Here is a 19,911-nt window from a genome sequence, read left to right as displayed (position 1 = left end):
GGCCGATTTCGCGCGTATCTTGGGAACCGGCTCAGCAGCACTGTGGAGGACGACTTGAAGCGATATGCAATTCTCTATCTGGCGACGTTCCTGATCCTGATCCCGCTGGATTTCCTGTTTCTCGGCACCATCGCCAAGAACTTCTTCTTCGCCCAGGTCGGCGACATGCTGGGCGAGGTCCGGCTTTCGGCGGCGATCCCGTTCTATTTGCTCTACATCGTCGGCGTGCTGGTGTTCGTGAACGGCGGCCGCGACGCCACCTGGTCGTCGACGCTGGTCTATGGCGCGCTGTTCGGCATGTTCTGCTACGCGACGTTCGAGCTGACCGCGATGTCGTTGCTCAAGCACTGGACCTGGCCGGTGGTGGCGCTCGACATTTCATGGGGGGCGTTCATGACCGCGGTGTCGGCGACGCTCGGACTGCTGATCACCAACTGGCTGGCGCCCAAGCTGTAGCGCGCAGTCAACGTTTTGTGATCGCAAGCGACCGCAGGCGGAGCTTCGTCCTGCGGTCGCCTAACTGGTTAATGTTCGTTAACAGCCATTTGAAAACACTGCGAAATATTGAGTTTAATTTGTCCGGCTGGGGGATCACCCGCAGTTGCCGCGTGGGCTAAGCCCCGGTACCAAAATCAGACTTCGAACTGCCCCGATAAAGCCGCTGACGCGCCGCACCGGCGCCGGACCGGCCTGCGACTCGAACGGTCGTGACGAACGTCACGGCGACAACGGGTCATCGCATCGGTTCAAGGTGCGACCAAAGTCGAGGTCTTAACGGATCGTTTACACCGGCATGGAAATGCTGGGCGATAGCAAAAAGAGAAGAGCATCCAATGACTGCCACCGCCATAGCCGAATTGATCGGCGCCATTGAACCCTCCCGGATTGCCGACCGCTATACTGCGGCGCAAGCGCTCGCCGTTGTGCGCGACGGAGTGATCACCGGTGAGGGCCCCACGACCATGGGTCGTATCCACTTTTCCCGCGCGCTGGATGCCGATGACGCGGCGCTGTGCGCGCGGATCCTGACCGCGGCCGCGGTTGAGAACCAGCCGGTGAGCCGCGCCGAAGCCGAGGCGTTGTTCGAGATCAACAACGCCGCCGCTGAGCGCAGCGACGACGGGCTGTTCGACGATCTGTTCGCCAAAGCGGTGGTGCATCACGCCGCCTCGGCCTCCGGCCTGCCGGTGCCTTCGCGCACCGTGGCCTTGGCGCCGGACACCGCGATCGAAAGCTGGGCACCGACCCAGGCGGTCGGCGTCAATACAGAAGTGCTGGAGTGGATCTCCCGGCAGATGCGCGGCACCCGCCGCAGCAATCAGACGCTGACGCGGCTGGTCGCTACCGTGATCGGCGCTGCGACGCTGCCGTTGCTGCAATGGCCGGGCGTGTTCGACCTCGGCGCCTGAGCGTGCAGCACATCACCGGATCGGATGCGGCGGGCCAGCAATCTAGTGGCCCGCCGTTTTTTGTTGATTCGCGCTCGGGGGGCGAGCCCAGCGTGCGCCCGGAAAACCAGCGACGTCGAACTAGCGCTGGTCGCCGACCCGCTGGAATTTCAGCACGGTGCGCAGGCCGCTGAGGCCACGTTGCGACCGCAGAGTTTCGGTCGTGGCCTGGGGCGTGGCGCTGTTCGGCATCGCTTCGGTGATCACCCGGCCGATCAGTTTGTCTTTGGACTTGGTGCCGGCGGACATCCCCGACGCGTTGGCCATGGCCGTTCCCGCATGCAAGCTCACTCCAAAAGTAGGGTCCCGGAATCCCGGCCCACGGCAATATTTAGTTTTTTCGAGCGACAAAATTGTTACAACGTGACCCGCACGCCCAGATAGGCCTCCCGCTCGGGGAGCGCCGTCCACCTCCCAAGGTCGCAAGCAAACAAGCACATGTTCAAACGCATTCTGATCGCCAATCGCGGCGAAATCGCCTGTCGGGTCATCAAAACCGCCCGCCGCATGGGTATCGAGACCGTCGCCGTTTATTCGGAGGCCGACCGCGATGCGCTCCACGTCGAGATGGCCGATCATGCCGTCCTGATCGGGCCGCCGGCCGCCTCCGAGAGCTATCTGGTGATGGAGAAGATCATCGAGGCCTGCCGCAAGACCGGCGCCGAAGCGGTGCATCCCGGCTACGGCTTCCTGTCCGAGCGCGAGGCATTCGCAGTGGCGCTGGCTGACGCCGGCATCGTCTTCATCGGCCCCAACCGCGGCGCGATCGCCGCGATGGGCGACAAGATCGAATCCAAGAAAGCGGCCGCCGCGGCCAACGTCTCGACCGTGCCGGGCTATCTCGGCGTCATTGAGGACGAAAAGCACGCGGTGAAGATCGCCGACCAGATCGGCTATCCGGTGATGATCAAGGCCTCCGCCGGCGGCGGCGGCAAGGGCATGCGGATCGCGCATTCGACCTCCGAGGTCGCCGAAGGTTTCGGCCTCGCCAAGGCCGAGGCGAAGTCTTCGTTCGGCGACGACCGGGTGTTCATCGAGAAATTCATCGTCGATCCGCGCCACATCGAAATCCAGGTGCTCGGCGACAAGCACGGCAACGTCATCTATCTCGGCGAGCGCGAATGCTCGATCCAGCGCCGCAATCAGAAGGTGATCGAGGAGGCGCCGTCGCCGCTCTTGGACGAGACCACGCGGCGCAAGATGGGCGAACAGGCGGTGGCCTTGGCCAAGGCGGTGAATTACGATTCCGCCGGCACCGTGGAATTCGTCGCCGGCCAGGACAAGAGCTTCTACTTCCTGGAAATGAATACCCGGCTGCAGGTCGAGCATCCGGTCACCGAAATGGTCACCGGGATCGATCTGGTCGAGCAGATGATCCGGGTCGCGGCCGGCGAGAAGCTGCAGCTGGCGCAGAAGGACGTGACGCTGACCGGCTGGGCGGTGGAGTCGCGGGTCTATGCCGAGGATCCGTTCCGCAATTTCCTGCCGTCGATCGGCCGGCTGGTGAAGTATCGCCCGCCGAAGGAAAGCTCGCACAACGGCATCACCGTGCGCAACGATACCGGCGTGCAGGAAGGCGGCGAGATCGCGATCTACTACGATCCGATGATCGCCAAGCTGGTCACCCACGCGCCGTCGCGGACGGCCGCGATCGAAGCGCAGGCGCATGCGCTGGATGCGTTCTACATCGACGGCATCCGCCACAACATTCCGTTCCTGTCGGCATTGATGACGCATCCGCGCTGGCGCGAGGGCAATCTGTCCACCGGCTTCATCGCCGAGGAATTCCCCAAGGGCTTCACCGCGCGGGTGCCGGAGGGCGAAATCGCCCGCCGCATCGCCGCGGTGGGAGCGGCGATCGACCGCGTGATCGGCGAGCGCAAGCGCAAGATCTCCGGCCAGATGATCGGCCGCGCGGTGATCCGCGAACGCCGCCGCTGCGTGTGGCTGGAGCGCAGCGAGGTGCCGCTCGACGTCACCCGCGAAGGCGAGGGCTTCGTGGTTCGCTTCGTCGGCGCCGACGGCACCATGGGGCAGCCGCATCTGTTGCTGTCGCCGTGGATCCCCGGCGATCCGGTGTGGCACGGCACCATCGACGGGCGGCCCGTCGCGGTGCAGGTGCGGCCGATCCCGAACGGGGTGCGGCTGGCGCATCACGGCTATGAGGTCGCGGTCAACGTCTTCACCGAACGCGAGGCGTCGGCGGCGCGCTGGATGCTGGTCGGCAACAAGGCCGACACCGGCAAGAAGGTGCTGTGCCCGATGCCCGGACTGGTGGTGTCGATCGCGGTCGCCGAAGGCCAGGAGGTCAAGGCCGGCGAAACGCTGGCGATCGTCGAGGCGATGAAGATGCAGAACGTGCTGCGTGCCGAACGCGACGGCGTGGTGAAGAAGATCCACGCCGCACCGGGGGCGACGTTGGCGGTCGACGCCACCATCCTCGAGTTCGCCTAAGACGATGACCTGGCGCAGCCGTCGCGAAGCTTTGCGCGCGATCCTCTCCGGATCGCGTTGCGCGCGGCCTGCGTCGGTGTTTGATCCGATCTCGATGCGGATCGCCGAGGATCTCGGCTTCGAGGTCGGGATGTTCGGCGGCTCGGTGGCCTCGCTGGCGATCCTCGGCGATCCGGACATCGCGCTGATCACGCTGACCGAGCTGGCGGAACAAGTGCGGCGGATGTCGCGTGCCGCGGCGCTGCCGATCCTGGTCGATGCCGACCACGGCTACGGCAACGCGTTGAACGTGCGCCGCACCGTGCAGGAGCTGGAAGGGGCAGGGGCCGCCGGCCTGACCATCGAAGACACCGCGCTGCCGCAGCCGTTCGGCGAGGCCACGCCGCAGCTCATTGCGATCGAGGAGGGGTTCGGCAAGATCAAGGCGGCGCTCGACGCCCGCGGCGATCCGACGCTGGTGATCGTCGGCCGCACCGGGGCGTTGGCGATTACGTCGCTTGAGGATGCGATCGAGCGCGCGCAGGCCTATGAGGCCGCGGGCGTCGACGCGCTGTTCTTCACCGCCGTGAAAACCAGGGCGCAGCTCGAAGCGATCGCCGCGGCGACCACGCTGCCGATCGTGCTCGGTGGCCCGTCCGAGGAGATTTCCGACTGGGACTATCTCGCCGCGCAGCGGGTGCGGATCGCGGTGCAGGGCCATGCGCCGATCGCCGCGGCCACCCAGGCGGTGTTCGACACCTTGAAGGCTGCGGCCGCCGGCACACCGCCGATGCAGTTGCAGGGACTGGCGTCTTCGGAGCTGATGGATTGGGTGACCCGTGCGGCGCTGGTGAAGCAGCGCGGCGCGAATTTTCTCGGGCTGAAGAAATAGATGAGCACCATCGTTCGGCAGGTGACGGTGCAGGGCCGCGTGCAGGGCGTCGGCTACCGCGCCTTTGTCGAATATCAGGCGATGAAGCTCGATCTCGAAGGCTGGGTGCGCAACCGCCGGGACGGCAGCGTCGAGGCGCTGTTTGCCGGCCCTGCCGAGGCGGTTGCCGAGATTATCGCACGATGCCGGCGCGGACCGTCGTCGGCGCGTGTCACCAAGCTCGACGAGCAACCAGGTAGTGTCGACGCGCTCGATCTGCGGCGGCCGGGCGAGCGGTTCTCGACGCTGCCGACGCTGTAAGCCCTGGTACCATGTCAGCACGCGCTGAGCATTCGGACGGCCGGATGGCAACCGCCGGCGCTGATCCCTGTAGTGTTACTTAGTCGCGATTTTGCCCTTCGTTAGTGAGATTCCGTCAATCATTTCGAAAGGCTGCGACAACCAGCTCTGTTTGGCCACGCCGTTCGCGTCGCAACAGCGGCACGTTGATCCGCCTTTGAGGGGGGCCGCTGTGTTGATTCTGATCGTCTTTGGCGTTCTGATGCTGGTCGTTGCGGGCTCGGCGTGGTCCAGCGTCAGTTCATTCTATTTTGAACGCGGCCGGCTGCGCGGGAGAGCCGAAGCCGCGAGCGAGATCGTCAACGGAGTGGGTCACCACTTCGAACGGGGGGGCCGCAAGATCCCCGCGGCCGTCCCGCGTTATTTGAAGACCGCCAAGCTCGTCGATTCGGTGTTCGCCAAACCGAGCGAGGCGTGCGGGTCCGAGCTATGGCTGCTCGGCGAGGCGATCGGCATGGATTGCTGGAATGCCGGGCAGGCTGCGGCTCTGAAAAAGACGATGCCCGCGCAGGACGTGCTGCGGATCGACCTGCCGTTGATCGAAGCGCTGCATCTGGCGCATCTGGCGCATTTCGGCTTTCAGCAAATGATGCCGAATTATCGCTCGTTCGAGATCTGCCGTTTTTCCGGCGAGCAGGATGCCTGCGAGGCCGCGCTTGCCGTCGAGCAGCTCGAGGCTGCGATCTTCCTGAAGCATCGGTCGTTCGGGAATTCCGAGACGCAATGCGAGGGCCGGCACGCGCTGATCAGCAATTGGTGGCGGCCGAACGAACAGCGCCGGACCGCGTAGCCGGCGCCGGGCCTGCGTCATCGCAACAGCGCCGCGTCGTCCGCTGGGAGCCCGGCGTCGGCGGTCGGGCCGAATACCTGTTCGAATGCCTGCCGCAGCGCGACGTCGACATCCTGCAGCGTGACCGGGAGGCCGAGATCGACCAGGCTGGTGACGCCGAAGCGCGGATCGGTGACGCCGCACGGCACGATCGCGGAAAAATGCGTGAGGTCCGGTTCGACGTTGATGGCGATGCCGTGGAACGAGACCCAACGCCGCAGCCGCACCCCGATCGCCGCGATCTTGTCCTCGAAGCCTGCGCCCTTGTCGGGGCGCGCCACCCAGACCCCGACCCGGTCCTCGCGACGTTCGCCCCTCACATTGAAGTGCGCCAAGGTGCCGATGATCCATTGCTCCAGCGCGGCGACATAGGCGCGCACGTCCGGCCGCCGCCGTTTCAGGTCGAGCATGACATAGGCCACCCTTTGACCGGGGCCGTGATAGGTGACCTGGCCGCCGCGGCCGCTGGCATAGAGCGGGAAGCGGGGGATGAGCAGGTCGCCGTCCTTGCCGCTGGTGCCGCTGGTGTAGAGCGGCGGATGCTCCAAGAGCCACACCAATTCCGGCGCCTGGCCCGCGGCGATGGCGGCCGCCCGCGCCTCCATCGCGGCGATGGCCTCCGGATAGGGCACCAGCGCATCGGACACTTGCCAAGCCACGGCCGGGGCCCCCGGCGGCAGCGAAAGCGGCACCAAATCGAGGGTTTCGCGATCGTTAATCATTGGTTCACCATAACGTGGTGTTGTCGGCCGGCAATCTCGCATGGTGTGAGTTTCATCCGCAGTGCCGACACTCGATAAAGTCTCCGTCGATCTGATGGTGGTCCTCGGAACCACCTCCATGCCGATTCATCAGGTGCTGCGGCTGTCCCGCGGCGCCATCATCGAGCTGGACGCCACCGAGGCCGACGAGGTCAAGATCCTCGCCAACAACATGCCGATCGCCAGCGGCATGGTGCTGGTGGATCGCAACCGCATTGCGGTCGAAGTCAAGCGAATGTTGCCGCGATCCCCGGATCGAAGGTAAGTCACCGCGGGCCCTTGTCGCATCAAGATTGATTTGTTACATGGGCGCCGTTGATCCGGTCTGGCGCGAGCCGTCGACCGAGATTCGGATCGAGATAAAGCGCTCGTGGCGGAATTGGTAGACGCGCTGCCTTGAGGTGGCAGTGAGTAAAATCGTGGGGGTTCGAGTCCCTCCGAGCGCACCACAGGCATAAGTCATTGATGCGAAGGTTTCTCGCGTTTCCATGGCTCCCACATTGTTACCCATCCCGAGCTATATTCTTCCCATGTCACCTTCCTCTTTTGATCTCTGATCGTTGCATTTTTATTTGAAGTAATGCCCTGCGGAAACGACCATCTCCTCACGAGAGAGCAGTGGCGTAGCCCATCGTAGAAATCGGCGGACTCGTATCTGTTTGACGAATGCCCCGCCGCGAGGCGGGCATCAGCGATCTCCTCGCCACAGTGCTCGTTCGCCAACGGCGCGTCTATCGCGGCGTAGGCAGAGTTGCGAAGGGATCGAGGGTGGGCACGCCAAGCGGCTCGAAATGCTTCAGATTGCGCGATAGAACCGTCAATCCGTGCTGGAGCGCCGTCGCGGCGATGATGATGTCGGCGAAGCCGGGCGCTTGCCCTTTTCCGCGCGCGCGATCGGACAACATTCCCGCCACGCGAGCCGTTGCGGCGTCGAAGGTTAGAACGCGCTCGCTATAGAGATGCAGCAGAGTGTCAAGCCAAGCGTCGAGGTCGGACGCCTTACGGGTCGCGCCCTCGCGCCGCGCCTTGGCGATGCCGTCGCCGATTTCCGCGACCGTGACCGCCGAAATATAAAGCTGCGGCGAATGGTGATCCATCCACGCGATCAGCGCTGCTGGCGCTGCTCTCGACGGCGCTCCGGCCGAGATCACGTTGGTGTCCACCAGATACAAGGCGATTAAAACTCGGTTTGACGCAGCGGCATGGTATCGCGTGGTGGCAGATCGTCCGGCGAGAGTGGTGCAGCCATCAGCAGGCGGCCGAAGGAGGGGACCTGCGAAAGCCGCTCCCATTCCTGATAGCTCAGAAGCACGGCCTCGCGTTTGCCGTGTCGGGTGATGATGGCCGGCTCGCCGCCCACGGCATCATCGACCAGTGCCGATAAGCCAGACTTCGCGTCCCGGAGCTGAATTTCCCGCATAGTGACAACCCAACTGCATATGACTACAGTAGTCATATAGCGGTCTTGTTGCGAAAATCAACCTGGAGTCACCTCGTTTGGTGCACACGGGGGCGCCTACTTCTAAGAGGATCCAAACTGAAAAGCACCGCTTGGGTTTGACTGGCCCCTTACCGTTCGCTGCACTCGAATAGGCCATTGAAATCGTAACGAATAAGACCGCCCTCCGAGCGCACCGGCAGCTCGATCACTTTTTTCATGCGTTGCGGCCTCGGTTCAGGTCGCCGGGTTCGGCAGCCCCGCACGACGCAACGTTGCGCTTTCGGCTCGGCAAAATCGTCACGAAATCGCGCTATGGAATGTTGACACGCGGTCCGGAACGGGGACAAACGATCCGGCCCGCATAACGGATATTTCATCCGAATGGCGAAGATTGCAGCCGTGGTCTGGGCTGAACTGCGCGGGGGTTGCCCCTCGCTGGCGTCTGATGCCTCGGATACCTTCACCTGCTTAACGTCGATCTGCCGCCGCTTCAACGATTGTAAGATCCATGACCTTCCTCAGCTATGTGAACCGCTTCGTTTCCAACTTCGTGCTGTTGGCGGTCGCCTATTACAGCCTGAACGCGATGGACAAGTATCAGCAGCGCGCGATCCTGGCGTTCATGATTCTCGTCTATGTGGCGATGCGCGCGGTGTCGGCGCTGCGCTCGTTCAGTTTCTTCCACCGGATCGAGCGGCTGGAGAAAGAAGCCCGGCGGCTCGGCGGCATGCTCGGCCTCGGCCCTGAGGAATCGCTGTTTCGCCGGCAGATCATCACCGATGTCTCTACCATCCGCCGCAGCGGGGAAATGAAGTCGTATATCGACCTGATGTTCCTGCTGCTGATCGTACTGATTTGCGTGACGAAGATCGTGACCGACTGAAACCTCACCGGGCTTATTGCGCCGCGGGTTCGGCGCGCCGCGATTGGCTGGTGAGCTCGCTGGGATGCGCGGGCAGATCGAGCCGCCGATGCAGTCCGCCCTCCGCCACCGCATCAGGGGCGGGGGCTGCGGGTTCGATTGCAACGGCGTGACGCCGCAACGCGCTCAGTGCTTTGACCTCGGCATGAATGCTCTCAGGAACCTGGAAGACGTCGCGGGCCGGGACCGGCATATCGGTCGAGGCACTCGTCGGCTGCAGCGGCCAGTGCCGCGGCCAGGGCGCGGCTTCCGGCAGCGGCACGGCGCCGCGCGCCAGACGGCGCGGGCGGCTGGAGCCCGGCGCCACCAGGCCGCCGTCGTGCACATCGGACTCCGACAGCACCGGGGCCGGCAGCATCTGCGCATTGGCAAATACGAAGTGCGGGACCTTCGGCCAATGCGAGGTGGCCACCGTCTCGGTGATCGGATGCAAACGCCATTGGCCAGGCTCGGTCGGAGTTGCCGGCCGTTCCGCCGTCGCCGGCACCACATGGACGATCCGGTAACCGCGCGCCTTCAATTGCTGCAGGATACGCGGCAGCGCGACCGCGGTCCGCTGCTGGATATCGTGCAGCAGCAGGATGCCCTTGCCCTTGGCCTCGAGCCGGCGCATCGCCGTGTCGTAGACTTGGGCCGGCGAAATGTGCCGCCAGTCGTCGGCTGGAAAATCCGCGCTCCAAGTCTGGATGCCTTGCGAAGCGAGATATTCCTCCACCGCTGCGGCCCGTAGCAGCCCCGGGATCCGAAAGAACGGCGCCAGCGCCTTGTCGTCGCCGAGCGCGGCGGCGGTCGAGGCGATGCCGGCGTCGACCTCCTGCTTGGCCTGCTCCAGCGACATCCGGTTCATGCTCAGCGGGTGGTTCTGGCTGTGGGTGCCGATGGTGTGGCCGGCGTCGCGCAGCTTGCGGACGCCCTGAGGATGCTCCTGGGCCATTCGACCGACCACGAAGAACGTCGCCTTGACGCATTGCGCGGACAGAATCTCCAACACCTCGTTGCTGTGACGCGGAATCGGCCCGTCGTCGAAAGTCAGCACCACCTCGTGGTCCTGCAGCGGCAAGGTTTCGGCATATTGCATGGTGCCGATGCGCGGATGTTCGCGCGGATCGACCACCAAAGTGCGGGAGGTGCCGAGCGCATCGGGGTTGCCGGGACAACCGCCGGCCGATGCCGAATTGAGCCCGAAGCAGCCGGTCGCAGCCGCAAGGCCGAAGCACAACGTTGCCCAGTGTCGGGCCCGCTGGCCGACCGATCCTTTACCCGACATCAAACACCGCAATCCGTGACCCGCCGCCTTGTGCCGGAAACTTACAGTTGGCGCCATGAACGAGGCCTTAACCAAAGAACTTCGCACAAGGTTTTGTGCGTCATCTCCGCAAAGCCGCCTCCCGGCGCCGGCCCCGGCGCTCAGTGCGTGACGTTGGGTTCTGCCTTCGCCACGACGTGGACCACGCGATAGTGGTTCTCGCGCAGATAGCGCAGGAAATCGGGCAGCATCGCGGCGGTCTGCGCCCGCGGATCGTGAAACAGGATGATGCCCTTTCGCGCGGCTTCGAGCCGTCCGGTCACCAATGTGAGCTGCTGCTGTGGGGTCATCAGGTTCCAGTCGCTGGCCCACAGGTCCGCACCGAACACCACGATGCCCCGCGACTGCAACTGGTCGAGCAGTGCGGGCGTGGAGTCGAACCAGGGGAAGCGGAAAAACGGCGTACTCGGCACGCGGCTCGCCTTGCCGTGCAGCGCGGTCTCGACCGCGGCGATGCCGCGATCGATTTCTTCGGCCGCTTCCTCCGGCTTCAGGTTCTTCAGGTTCTTGTGCGACCAGGTGTGGGTGCCGATACTATGGCCCTCGGCCGCCACCCTGCGCACCAGCTTGGGCAGTGCCGCAACCCCGATCCCGACCATGAAGAAGGTGGCCTGAACGCATTCGTGGCTCAGCGCTGACAGCACCTGCGGGGTGGTGTTGGCGGGGCCGTCGTCGAACGTCAGCACCACCTCCTTGTCCTGCAGCGGCAACGTCTCCGGAAAGCTCTTCAGTCCGACGCGTGGCGTCGTGACCGCATCGACGCTGAGAACCCGCGAGGTGCCGAGCGCTCCGGCGCGCGGACAATCCGCCGCTTGGGCCGGCGTCACCCCCGCGAGCAGGGCGGCAATGGCGATCAGTCGTGACGCGGTCATGACGGGCTCCAGTGGTGGTTTTCTCGATCTCAGTTGTACATTTTTCATTGCACTTTGCATCGCCTATTGGCTATTGCCTCAAATACTCTTGGGCGATCGATCGGACTGCGATTTTCGCCTGACGGCGTGCAGGATCCGCAACCGATCAACATGGCGAGGTGCGGTATGGCCGACAATGCTGACGATGGCCGTGCCGCCGCCGACATGTTGCTCGAGCGACTGCCGATGCGCGACCAGGACGGCGATATCCGTCCGGAGTTTGTCGCCGAAATCGCCCGCGCCATCGCGGCCAAGGACGATGGCTTTCTGCGCGAAATCGTCGCCGAGTTGCACGAGGCCGATCTCGGCGATCTGATTGAAGCGCTGGAGACCGACGAGCGCGTCAGCCTGGTCGAACTGACCGGCGCCGATTTCGACTTCTCCGCACTCAACGAAGTCGATGACGCGGTCCGCGAAGAAATCCTCGAGGAGCTCGAGCCGCAGACCGTCGCCGAAGGCGTGCGCGAGCTGGATTCCGACGACGCCGTCGAGTTGCTGGAAGCGCTCGACGAGGAGGATCAGGACGAAATTCTCGAAAAGCTGCTGCCTGCGGAACGCGACGCGCTGGAACGCAGCCTGGACTATCCGGAAAACTCCGCCGGCCGGCGGATGCAGACCGAGTTCATTGCGGTGCCGCTCGACTGGACCGTTGGCCACGCGATCGACCACATGCGGGAAACCCCCGAACTGCCGGAGCGGTTCTACGAAATCTACGCCGTCGACGCCGCCCAGCATTGGCACGGCGCGGTGGCGCTCGATGCGTTGCTGCGCTCGGGCCGGCAGGTGCCGCTGGCCGATCTGATCGACGAGGACCGCCGCAAGGTCTCGGTGCTCGACGATCAGGAGGAGGTGGCGCGGCTGTTCGGCAAGTACAATCTGGTCGCCGCTCCCGTAGTGGACGTCGACAACCGTCTGGTCGGCGTCATCACCATCGACGACGTGGTCGACGTCATCGAGGAAGAAGCCGAGGAAGACATCAAGGCGCTGGGCGGCGTCGCGCGCGACGAAGAACTGTCCGACAACGTCTGGACCATTGCCCGCGGTCGCTTCAACTGGCTGCTGGTCAATCTCGCCACCGCGTTTCTGGCCTCGTCGGTGCTCGGCCTGTTCGAGGGGCAGTTGGAGAAAATGGTGGCGCTGGCGGTGCTGGCGCCGATCGTGGCGAGCCAGGGCGGCAACGCCGCGACCCAAACCATGACGGTGGCGGTACGCGCGCTGGCGACCCGCGAATTGGGCGCCAGCAATGCCTATCGCATCGTGATGCGCGAGGCCCTGGTCGGTCTGGTCAACGGCATCGCCTTTGCCGTCATCACCGGAGTCGCGGCGGTGGCCTGGTTCAAGATCCCCGGGCTCGGCGTGGTGATCGGGCTCGCCATGCTGTGCAATCTGGTGGCCGGCGCCTTGGGGGGCATCCTGATTCCGATGGTGCTGGAGCGGGTGCGCGCCGACCCCGCGGTGGCGTCCGGCACCTTCGTCACCACCATCACCGACGTAGTCGGGTTCTTCTCGTTCCTCGGCATCGCCACGTTGTGGTTCGGCCTGAGTTAGCGTGCCATGCTGCAAGCCCTTCATCGGCCATTAACGCAGATCGCCGATGATCCATGGCCCCGCCAAACGGCGGCGCATTCGGCTGAACGGACTGGCGATATGCAATTCGTTGAAGCCCACGGCGCAAAGATCCCGGTGCTCGGCCTTGGGACCTGGGAACTCAGCGGGCGGATCTGCTCGCGCGTTGTCGAGCAGGCGCTCCGGCTCGGCTATCGCCACATCGACACCGCGCAGATCTATGAGAACGAACGCGAGGTCGGCGAAGGCCTGCGCGCCTCCGGGGTCCGCCGCGACGACGTGTTTGTCACCACCAAAGTCTGGACTACGCATTTTGCGCCGCACGATCTGTTGCGCTCGACCAAGGACAGCCTGTCGAAGCTGCGGATGTCCGATGTCGATCTGTTACTGCTGCACTGGCCGAACTCGCATGTGCCGCTGGCGGAGACGCTGGGTGGGCTCGCCCGGGCCAAGGAACTCGGGTTGGCCCAGCACATCGGCGTGTCGAATTTCACCGTCGCTTTGATCGAACAGGCGGTCACGCTTTGCACGCAGCCTTTGGTGTGCAATCAAGTCGAGTATCACCCCTATCTCGATCAGACCAAGGTGATCAACGCCTGCCTCGATCACGGCATGGCCGTGGTGGCCTACAGCCCGATCGCCAAGGGCCGCGCCAAGAACGCCGAGACGTTGATCCGGATCGGCTCCGGCTACGGCAAGACCGCGGCGCAGGTTTGCCTGCGCTGGATCGTGCAACAGGACATTGTGGCGATCCCTCGCACCTCGAAAATCGAACGGTTGTCGGAAAACATCGGGGTTTTCGATTTCGAACTGAGCGAGGAGGAGATGCGCGAAATCTTTGCGATGGCGAGCCCCAAGGGACGGCTCACCAATGTCGGCTTTGCGCCGAAATGGGATTGAGCAACCGCCAGCGGCCACGGCGGCCGTTTCGTCGCAGCAGGGTCGGCTGAACGATGTTCTTCACGGCTTCCAAAATCGTCGGATTCTTCGCGGTGCCGTCGAACGCGATCGTGATGATCTGCGTGCTCGGCGCGGTGCTGCTGCCGACCCGCTGGCGCCGCGGCGGACTGCGCATCCTGACGCTGGGATTGGCGCTGTTGCTGATCGCCGGGTTTTCGCCGCTCGGCAATGTGCTGCTGCTGTCGCTCACCGAGCGGTTTCCGGCCTGGCAGGCAGACGGCCGCGCGCCGGATGGCGTGATCGTTCTCGGTGGCTCCATCGATGCCGAGGTCTCGACGGCGCGCAATGCGCTGGAACTCGATGCGTCGGCGGAGCGGATCGTGGTGATGTTGCAGTTGGCGCGGCGGTTTCCCGACGCGCGGATCGTGTTCAGCGGCGGCAGCGCCAACCTGTTGCAGGCGCCGGTGGCCGAGGCGCCGATCGCCGGCCGGTTGCTGCATAGCTTCGGGATCGCGCCCGAACGCATCGTTCTGGAAGACCGTTCGCGGACCACGGCGGAGAATGCCGCCTTCACCCGGGCGTTGGTGACACCGGCCGCCGGCGAGCGTTGGCTGCTGGTGACCTCGGCGTTTCACATGCCGCGGTCGATCGCCGCGTTCCGTGCGGTCGGCTTCGATGTCGAGGCCTATCCGGTCGATTGGCGCACCCGCGGCTGGATTGATGCGGCGATGCCGTTCGATAGGCTCAGCGCCGGGTTGGCGCGGACCGACGTCGCAGTCCACGAGTGGGTTGGTCTGATCGCCTATCGGTTGGCCGGGCGGAGCAGCCAACTGATGCCGGGACCGTAGCCATAGCGCTCAGCGCTCAATCGTGGCGGGGCAGGCCGAGCCGATAGACGCCGCGGAAATCACTCGGGTCGGCGGGCTTGCCTTTGCGGTAGATCACCAGCCGGCCAGCCAGCGCCAGCGCCACCGCGCTGCGGCGGATCGGCATCAATAGCCCGTGCCAGTCGCCGTCGGGCGCCAGCGCATGGGCGATTTCCGGCGCGCTCAGCGTGCCGCTGCCGGCGTCCGCCAGCACTTTCAGAATGGCATCGTCGAGCGACGGGGCGGGAGAGGACTTCGAATCTTGCAAGGTCATCCGCCTGCAGTGGCGCATCGCGCCGCGCGCCGCAAGCGCTGCCTTGGTTGCCGGGCCGGGTTGATCGCGTCGGGGATCGCGTGGCAGATTGCGCGCCGCAAGGAGATCGGTGATGGCGCTCATTCTGGTGATCGGCAACAAGAACTATTCGTCGTGGTCGCTGCGGCCCTGGCTGGCGTTGAAGGCGACCGACATCGCCTTCGACGAGGTGGTGATCCCGCTCTACACCGGCGCCGCCGACAAGCAGCGAATTCTCGATGTCAGTCCGGCCGGCAAAGTTCCGGTGCTGGTCGATGGCGACATCACGGTGTGGGATTCGCTGGCGATCATCGAATACGCCGCGGAGCGATTTCCCCAAGCTCAGCTGTGGCCGGACGACCGCGCCCGCCGTGCCCATGCCAGGGCGGTGTCGGCGGAGATGCATTCGGGCTTTCCGGCGCTGCGCAACGAATGCGGCATGAACCTGCATCGGCCGGTCGGCGCCAAGCCGCTCTCGGCGGCGGCGCAGGCCGACATTGCGCGCATCCAACAGATCTGGTCGGAGTGCCGGCAACGCTACGGCCAGCTCGGCCCGTATCTGTTCGGCGCTTTCAGCGCCGCCGATGCGATGTATGCCCCGGTGGTGCATCGCTTTCTGACCTATGCGATCGACATGCCGGGCGAGCTGCGCAGCTACGTCGAGGCGATGACCGCGCTTCCGGCATTTCGGCAGTGGACCGAAGCTGGGCGTGCCGAGACCCTGGTGATCGACAAGTTCGAGCAGGATTGAACGTTTAACGCTTGGTAAAGCGCCGCTCGGCGGAGCTGCGAAGGGGTCGCGGCCACGGCTTCGCCAGGGAATCCATATGACCTGATAAAAAACACCCATCATACTGAAATGGCTGCAAATTCCGAGCATTTGCCATGCCGGTATGCAACTGGCCAAAAAGCCGTCCTGCGTGCTATATGCAACCCAAGCTATCGGCCGGAACTGCCGCGGGGCTGGGGCAGGCCGGCATTCTCGTTGCGTGATGGAGAGGATCGTTGAAGCATAAGTTTATCGTCGGAGAAAATGTGTATTTTACCGCCAGTAATGTGGCCCGCCCGGCTGCCAGCGGCATTTACGAGGTGATCCGGTTGCTTCCCACCGAGGGCGACGACTTCCAATATCGGATCAAGAGTTCGACCGAAGCCTTCGAGCGGGTCGCCAAGGAAAGCCAACTCGACGTCTGCTGATCTCGTCTTAACTAAAATCGTCTCGTTTCAGGACCATCGGCCGCATTCTTCACATGAATGCGGCCGGTCTTGTTTCTGGCCGCCAAAACTTGCGCATAATTGACCTGCAAGACCGCACTCTCGTCGACGCGACGTGCAGGGGACAACGCGTATGAATTGGGCTTGGGCAAATTCGATCGATCAGCTGTGGCGCCAGCCGAGCTTTCCGATCTGGCTGACGATCGCAGCCGCCGGATGTTTCGCGATCATTCTGTTCGTGACGCTGCTGCGGGCCCAGAAATCGGTGGCCAACGCCGCGCTCGCGGTGATCGCCCTGCTGGCGATCGGGACCGCGGCGGCGACCACCATCCGCGGCTTCGGCCCCGGCGAAGGCTCCTCACGGCCGGCGAATGCACCGGAGACCGCCAACGCGGCGTTGCCGGCTCTGGCCTGCCTCGACGAACTGGCCGGCGAAGCGGTGCTGGCCGGGTGTGAGAAGCAGTTGTTCGGCTCGCCCGATACCATCGCGGCCGCCGTCGGCGCCACCGCGAGCCGGATCGCACGGCTGACCGCAATGGGCGACGTCGCCGCGGCCAACAAGGTCATGACTCCGGATTTGGAGCGCTTGCGGCGCTCGCTCGAACGCGACCGCTATGGTCTGGTCGCCTATGTGCTGATGGCCCGCGATCGCTGCCAGGCCAACGAGTGCGCAGCCTATACATCGCTGACCGACCACAATCAGATCGCCGCCAACATGGATGAGCGGGTCTATGAGGGCCTGGTGCTGCGTTACGCGGCGGCCTGGAACGCGCCGGCGAACTCTCCCGCGCTGGCCGCGCTGCCGCCGTCGCTGCCGACCGGCAAACCGACCACCGCGGACTTCCCCACCTCGGCGTCGATCCCGCCGGTGACCATCATGACGCCGGAGCCGTCAGCCTCGGCGCGTCCGGCGGCGCCTGCCGCCAATGCCCAGGCTTTGGCGCGCCCGCCGCAGCCGGCGGCAAAGAAGCCGCCGGCGCCGAAACCGCGCGCGACGGCCCCGGTTCAGTTGGCACCGACGCAGCCCGCACCTGCCGCTGAGGGCGCCACAGAGTAGCCATTCGCCCGGTTCTGGAGTATCCGCTGCGACCATGCCGCTTCATCTCATCAAGCTCGCCGTCGGCTGTGAGTCGGTGAAGGACTTTGAAAGCCGGGTCTCGGCCCGGGCCAAGCTCGCCAAGGCGCAAGGCCTGCCGCCGCGGCATATCCACGTCACCAGGATGACGCCGAAGCGCGATGCCGAACTGCTCGATGGCGGCTCGATCTATTGGGTGATCCGCGGCGAAATCGCTGCGCGGGAGAAAATCGTCGCGATCGAGCCGTTCCGCGACGGCGACGGCATCGCGCGCTGCCGGCTGATCATGCAGCCCAAGGTGATCGCGGTGGCGCCGCGGCCGATGCGGCCGTTCCAGGGCTGGCGCTATCTGGCCGCGACCGACGTGCCGCCGGACCTCGGCAGCGCCGCCGCCAGCATCGCCGCGATGCCGGAGCCGATGCGCCGCGAATTGCGCGATCTCGGGCTGCTGTAGATTCTCAATTGAGTATTTCCTGCTGGAAAACCGCGATCGGGGTTTGCCGGATCATCGCTCGCTACACCGCGACGTTGTCGATCAGCCGGGTGGTGCCGATCGTGGCGGCGACCAGCAGCCGGATCGGGCCGTCCTTGCGCGAGGCGACCGGCGCCAGCGTCTCGGCGTGGCGGGCTTCGAGATAATCGATCTTGAATCCGGCCGCGGTGATCAGCGCGGCGCTGCCCGCCAGGGCTGCCTCGATGGCCTCGCCGGCCCGGATCCGTTTCGCCGCCTCCTTCAAGCCGCGGCACAGCGCCGTCGCGCTCTCGCGGTGCTCCGGCGACAGATAGCGGTTGCGCGACGACATCGCGAGCCCGTCGCGCTCGCGGACGATCTGCGCGCCCACCACCTTGACGCCGAGATCGAGGTCGCGCGCCATCCGCGCCACTACCCGCAACTGCTGAAAATCCTTCTCGCCGAACAGCGCCAGATCCGGCCGGACCTGGGCGAACAGCTTGCCGACCACGGTGGTGACGCCGCCGAAGAATTGCGGCCTGAAGCGGTCCTCGAGCCCGGCCAGCGCCGGGCCTTCGGTGAGGATCTTGCTGGCGAAACCGGCCGGATACATCGTCTTGGCATCCGGATTCCAGATCAGATCGACCTTCTCGGCGGTGAGTCGGGCGAGATCGGCCTTCCAGGTCCGCGGGTAGGCGGCAAAGTCCTCGTTCGGCGCGAACTGCGCCGGGTTGATGAAGATCGACACCGCAACTTTGCTGGCGCGCCGCTTCGCCAGCCGGACCAGCGAGACGTGGCCGTCATGCAGCGCGCCCATGGTGGGCACCAACGCCAGGCTGGCGTTACGGGCACGAAGCGTATCCAGCGCGCGGCGCAGGGCCGGCAGGGTGCGGACGATAACAGGGGAACGGGACATTGCGACTCGATCGGTGCAGTGGCGGCGGGACGGCAACTCTAACAACCTGGGCCCGGCACTGCCAATGCCGCGTGACGGATTCATGATGAGTTCAGATCGCACCTGCGTTGCGCTGCGTAAATCCGGCGCAAGATTGCGGAGACTTGTCGCAACTTTCGATGGCCGGTGCGTTAGTTATGCTCGCGCTCGCTGCACAGCGCCACGATCAGCTTTGCGTCGGTGCGTCTGGCGAGCATGATTTGCCATTTGCACATCCTGCCCAATGATCGGGCCGGGGCAGCTAATCTTTGTTCTTCTTGGCGGTCGTCGGCGGCGTATAAAAGGTATAATGGATCTTGAGAACGATCGGCTGACGAGACTGGCCAAGTGGTTTCCGCCAAGTGGTTTCCACCAAGTCGTTTCTGCCAAGTCGTTTCTGCCGATCGAGGATCGCAGATGAAGCGCGGAATTACCATTCTGAGTTTGCTTTGCGTGTTGTTCGCCGCCGGCTATTTCACCGCGAGCAAATGGGCGATCCGCCACGAGACCCTGACTTTCTATGACACCGCGCGCAATAGGCCGGTGCAGGTCGACATCGCGGTGCGCCGCGATCGCGAAATGCAGTCGGCCGCCGGAATGCTGAAGTTGCCGGTTGCGATCCTCAATCACGGCAACACCGTCAAATTCACCGAATACTCTTTCCTGGCCAATCTGTTCGCCGCGCGCGGCTACATGGCGGTGAGCATTCAGCACGACCTCGCCAGCGACGCGCCGCTGGTGACCAACGTCGGCGAACCCTATGTCGGCCGTCTGCCTGTCTATCAGCGCGGCATCGCCAATATCAATTTTGCGATCGACCAGCTGAAGACCACGCAGCCGAACTCGGACTACGACCACCTCACCATGGTCGGACATTCCAACGGCGGCGACATTTCGATGTACTTCGCCAGGACCAATCCGGATCGCGTCACCAAGGTGGTGACGCTCGACAATCTGCGAGTGCCGTTCATGATCGACGGCAAGTTCAAGATCCTGTCGTTCCGCTCCAAGGACCCGGGGTTCAAGCCGGATCCCGGCGTCATTCCTGACACCGAAATCTGCCAGAGGGCCGGGATCACGGTGGTCAACACCGGCTTTCAGCACGGCGATATGAGCGACCGCGGTCCGGCCAGCGTCAAAACCAAGATCCAGGGCGTGCTCGACAAGTTCCTACAGGACAGCGATGTTGCGCCGGGGCAATCCCGGCAGCAGCCCGGGCCGTGGGCGGACGCCATGCCGCTCTCGGCCCATGGGCGCGGCCATTGAGCGCTGGGCGGGCGTGATCGCGGCGCATCTTGGTCGACTCATTGACCGCATGGCACGCACTGTC

At 64.6% G+C, this 19,911-nt stretch carries 24 protein-coding genes and 1 tRNA gene; 17 read left to right on the top strand and 8 right to left on the bottom strand.

What is annotated here, in order from left to right; all coding sequences use genetic code 11:
• The first annotated feature begins 54 nt into the window (after positions 1-54).
• The gene (locus tag RPC_RS16835) at positions 55-456 is read left to right on the top strand and encodes a DUF2177 family protein (protein ID WP_041802975.1); all 402 of its coding nucleotides are present in this window, start codon (positions 55-57) and stop codon (positions 454-456) included.
• Between the two features lie 377 nt (positions 457-833).
• Complete coding sequence (locus tag RPC_RS16830) at positions 834-1,409, top strand: hypothetical protein (RefSeq protein ID WP_011473783.1); 576 nt, start codon at positions 834-836, stop codon at positions 1,407-1,409.
• Positions 1,410-1,529: 120 nt separating this feature from the next.
• On the opposite strand, the gene RPC_RS16825 is transcribed toward RPC_RS16830, so the two are convergent.
• A complete protein-coding gene (locus RPC_RS16825) occupies positions 1,530-1,715 on the bottom strand; it encodes a hypothetical protein (protein WP_041801969.1) in 186 nt (61 codons plus the stop codon).
• Positions 1,716-1,886: 171 nt separating this feature from the next.
• Between RPC_RS16825 and RPC_RS16820 the strand changes: the two genes are divergently transcribed.
• The 4 genes from RPC_RS16820 to RPC_RS16805 all read left to right on the top strand — a co-directional run bounded on the left by RPC_RS16820 (position 1,887) and on the right by RPC_RS16805 (position 5,902).
• Positions 1,887-3,902, top strand: a complete 2,016-nt coding sequence (locus RPC_RS16820) for an acetyl-CoA carboxylase biotin carboxylase subunit (protein ID WP_011473782.1) — start codon at positions 1,887-1,889, stop codon at positions 3,900-3,902.
• Between the two features lie 4 nt (positions 3,903-3,906).
• The gene (locus RPC_RS16815) at positions 3,907-4,773 is read left to right on the top strand and encodes an isocitrate lyase/PEP mutase family protein (protein WP_011473781.1); all 867 of its coding nucleotides are present in this window, start codon (positions 3,907-3,909) and stop codon (positions 4,771-4,773) included.
• Positions 4,774-5,073 carry an acylphosphatase gene (locus RPC_RS16810; RefSeq protein ID WP_011473780.1) on the top strand — a complete coding sequence of 100 codons (300 nt, stop codon included), beginning with the start codon at positions 4,774-4,776 and terminating at the stop codon, positions 5,071-5,073.
• 241 nt (positions 5,074-5,314) lie between these two features.
• Positions 5,315-5,902, top strand: a complete 588-nt coding sequence (locus tag RPC_RS16805) for a hypothetical protein (protein ID WP_157043233.1) — start codon at positions 5,315-5,317, stop codon at positions 5,900-5,902.
• Positions 5,903-5,919: 17 nt separating this feature from the next.
• On the opposite strand, the gene lipB is transcribed toward RPC_RS16805, so the two are convergent.
• Positions 5,920-6,663, bottom strand: a complete 744-nt coding sequence (gene lipB, locus RPC_RS16800) for a lipoyl(octanoyl) transferase LipB (protein WP_011473778.1) — start codon at positions 6,661-6,663, stop codon at positions 5,920-5,922.
• A 61-nt stretch (positions 6,664-6,724) separates the two neighbouring features.
• Between lipB and RPC_RS16795 the strand changes: the two genes are divergently transcribed.
• Both RPC_RS16795 and RPC_RS16790 read left to right on the top strand, forming a co-directional pair.
• Positions 6,725-6,967: a FliM/FliN family flagellar motor switch protein gene (locus tag RPC_RS16795; protein WP_011473777.1), complete on the top strand. Its 243-nt coding sequence runs from the start codon at positions 6,725-6,727 to the stop codon at positions 6,965-6,967.
• A gap of 99 nt (positions 6,968-7,066) precedes the next feature.
• Positions 7,067-7,151 (top strand) — tRNA-Leu (locus RPC_RS16790).
• A 282-nt stretch (positions 7,152-7,433) separates the two neighbouring features.
• Here RPC_RS16790 and RPC_RS16785 read toward each other — a convergent pair.
• Both RPC_RS16785 and RPC_RS16780 read right to left on the bottom strand, forming a co-directional pair.
• On the bottom strand, positions 7,434-7,874 hold the full coding sequence (locus RPC_RS16785) for a type II toxin-antitoxin system VapC family toxin (protein WP_011473776.1): 441 nt from the start codon (positions 7,872-7,874) through the stop codon (positions 7,434-7,436).
• Positions 7,875-7,879: 5 nt separating this feature from the next.
• Complete coding sequence (locus RPC_RS16780; protein ID WP_041801966.1) at positions 7,880-8,122, bottom strand: type II toxin-antitoxin system Phd/YefM family antitoxin; 243 nt, start codon at positions 8,120-8,122, stop codon at positions 7,880-7,882.
• Positions 8,123-8,651: 529 nt separating this feature from the next.
• On the opposite strand from RPC_RS16780, the gene RPC_RS16775 reads away from it, so the two are divergent.
• On the top strand, positions 8,652-9,026 hold the full coding sequence (locus RPC_RS16775) for a hypothetical protein (RefSeq protein ID WP_011473773.1): 375 nt from the start codon (positions 8,652-8,654) through the stop codon (positions 9,024-9,026).
• Between the two features lie 13 nt (positions 9,027-9,039).
• Here RPC_RS16775 and RPC_RS16770 read toward each other — a convergent pair whose 3' ends face one another.
• Together RPC_RS16770 and RPC_RS16765 are read right to left on the bottom strand one after the other, a co-directional pair.
• A complete protein-coding gene (locus tag RPC_RS16770) occupies positions 9,040-10,332 on the bottom strand; it encodes a polysaccharide deacetylase family protein (RefSeq protein ID WP_011473772.1) in 1,293 nt (430 codons plus the stop codon).
• 140 nt (positions 10,333-10,472) lie between these two features.
• The gene (locus tag RPC_RS16765) at positions 10,473-11,243 is read right to left on the bottom strand and encodes a polysaccharide deacetylase family protein (RefSeq protein ID WP_011473771.1); all 771 of its coding nucleotides are present in this window, start codon (positions 11,241-11,243) and stop codon (positions 10,473-10,475) included.
• Between the two features lie 165 nt (positions 11,244-11,408).
• On the opposite strand from RPC_RS16765, the gene mgtE reads away from it, so the two are divergent.
• From mgtE to RPC_RS16750, 3 genes are all read left to right on the top strand, one after another.
• A complete protein-coding gene (mgtE, locus tag RPC_RS16760) occupies positions 11,409-12,830 on the top strand; it encodes a magnesium transporter (protein ID WP_011473770.1) in 1,422 nt (473 codons plus the stop codon).
• A 99-nt stretch (positions 12,831-12,929) separates the two neighbouring features.
• Positions 12,930-13,748 carry an aldo/keto reductase gene (locus tag RPC_RS16755; RefSeq protein ID WP_011473769.1) on the top strand — a complete coding sequence of 273 codons (819 nt, stop codon included), beginning with the start codon at positions 12,930-12,932 and terminating at the stop codon, positions 13,746-13,748.
• Between the two features lie 53 nt (positions 13,749-13,801).
• A complete protein-coding gene (locus RPC_RS16750) occupies positions 13,802-14,596 on the top strand; it encodes a YdcF family protein (RefSeq protein ID WP_011473768.1) in 795 nt (264 codons plus the stop codon).
• A gap of 16 nt (positions 14,597-14,612) precedes the next feature.
• Here the strand turns inward: RPC_RS16750 and RPC_RS16745 are convergent, their stop codons facing one another.
• Positions 14,613-14,888 (bottom strand): DUF3253 domain-containing protein, encoded by a 276-nt coding sequence (locus RPC_RS16745; protein WP_011473767.1) that lies wholly within the window; start codon positions 14,886-14,888, stop codon positions 14,613-14,615.
• 112 nt (positions 14,889-15,000) lie between these two features.
• On the opposite strand from RPC_RS16745, the gene RPC_RS16740 reads away from it, so the two are divergent.
• The 4 genes from RPC_RS16740 (at position 15,001) to RPC_RS16725 (ending at position 17,650) form a co-directional block, all read left to right on the top strand.
• Complete coding sequence (locus RPC_RS16740) at positions 15,001-15,657, top strand: glutathione S-transferase family protein (protein ID WP_011473766.1); 657 nt, start codon at positions 15,001-15,003, stop codon at positions 15,655-15,657.
• Positions 15,658-15,911: 254 nt separating this feature from the next.
• Complete coding sequence (locus tag RPC_RS16735) at positions 15,912-16,103, top strand: hypothetical protein (protein WP_011473765.1); 192 nt, start codon at positions 15,912-15,914, stop codon at positions 16,101-16,103.
• Between the two features lie 151 nt (positions 16,104-16,254).
• Positions 16,255-17,178: a hypothetical protein gene (locus RPC_RS16730; RefSeq protein WP_011473764.1), complete on the top strand. Its 924-nt coding sequence runs from the start codon at positions 16,255-16,257 to the stop codon at positions 17,176-17,178.
• Positions 17,179-17,212: 34 nt separating this feature from the next.
• Complete coding sequence (locus RPC_RS16725; protein WP_011473763.1) at positions 17,213-17,650, top strand: DUF1489 family protein; 438 nt, start codon at positions 17,213-17,215, stop codon at positions 17,648-17,650.
• A 61-nt stretch (positions 17,651-17,711) separates the two neighbouring features.
• Here the strand turns inward: RPC_RS16725 and panC are convergent, their stop codons facing one another.
• A complete protein-coding gene (gene panC / locus RPC_RS16720) occupies positions 17,712-18,563 on the bottom strand; it encodes a pantoate--beta-alanine ligase (protein ID WP_041801964.1) in 852 nt (283 codons plus the stop codon).
• Positions 18,564-18,998: 435 nt separating this feature from the next.
• Here panC and RPC_RS16715 point away from each other — a divergent pair, with 435 nt between their 5' ends.
• Positions 18,999-19,847: an alpha/beta fold hydrolase gene (locus RPC_RS16715; RefSeq protein ID WP_011473761.1), complete on the top strand. Its 849-nt coding sequence runs from the start codon at positions 18,999-19,001 to the stop codon at positions 19,845-19,847.
• Positions 19,848-19,911: the final 64 nt, after the last annotated feature.

Source organism: Rhodopseudomonas palustris BisB18 (assembly GCF_000013745.1).
Lineage (GTDB): Bacteria > Pseudomonadota > Alphaproteobacteria > Rhizobiales > Xanthobacteraceae > Rhodopseudomonas_A > Rhodopseudomonas_A palustris_F.
This window is presented reverse-complemented; position numbering and strand designations above follow the sequence as displayed.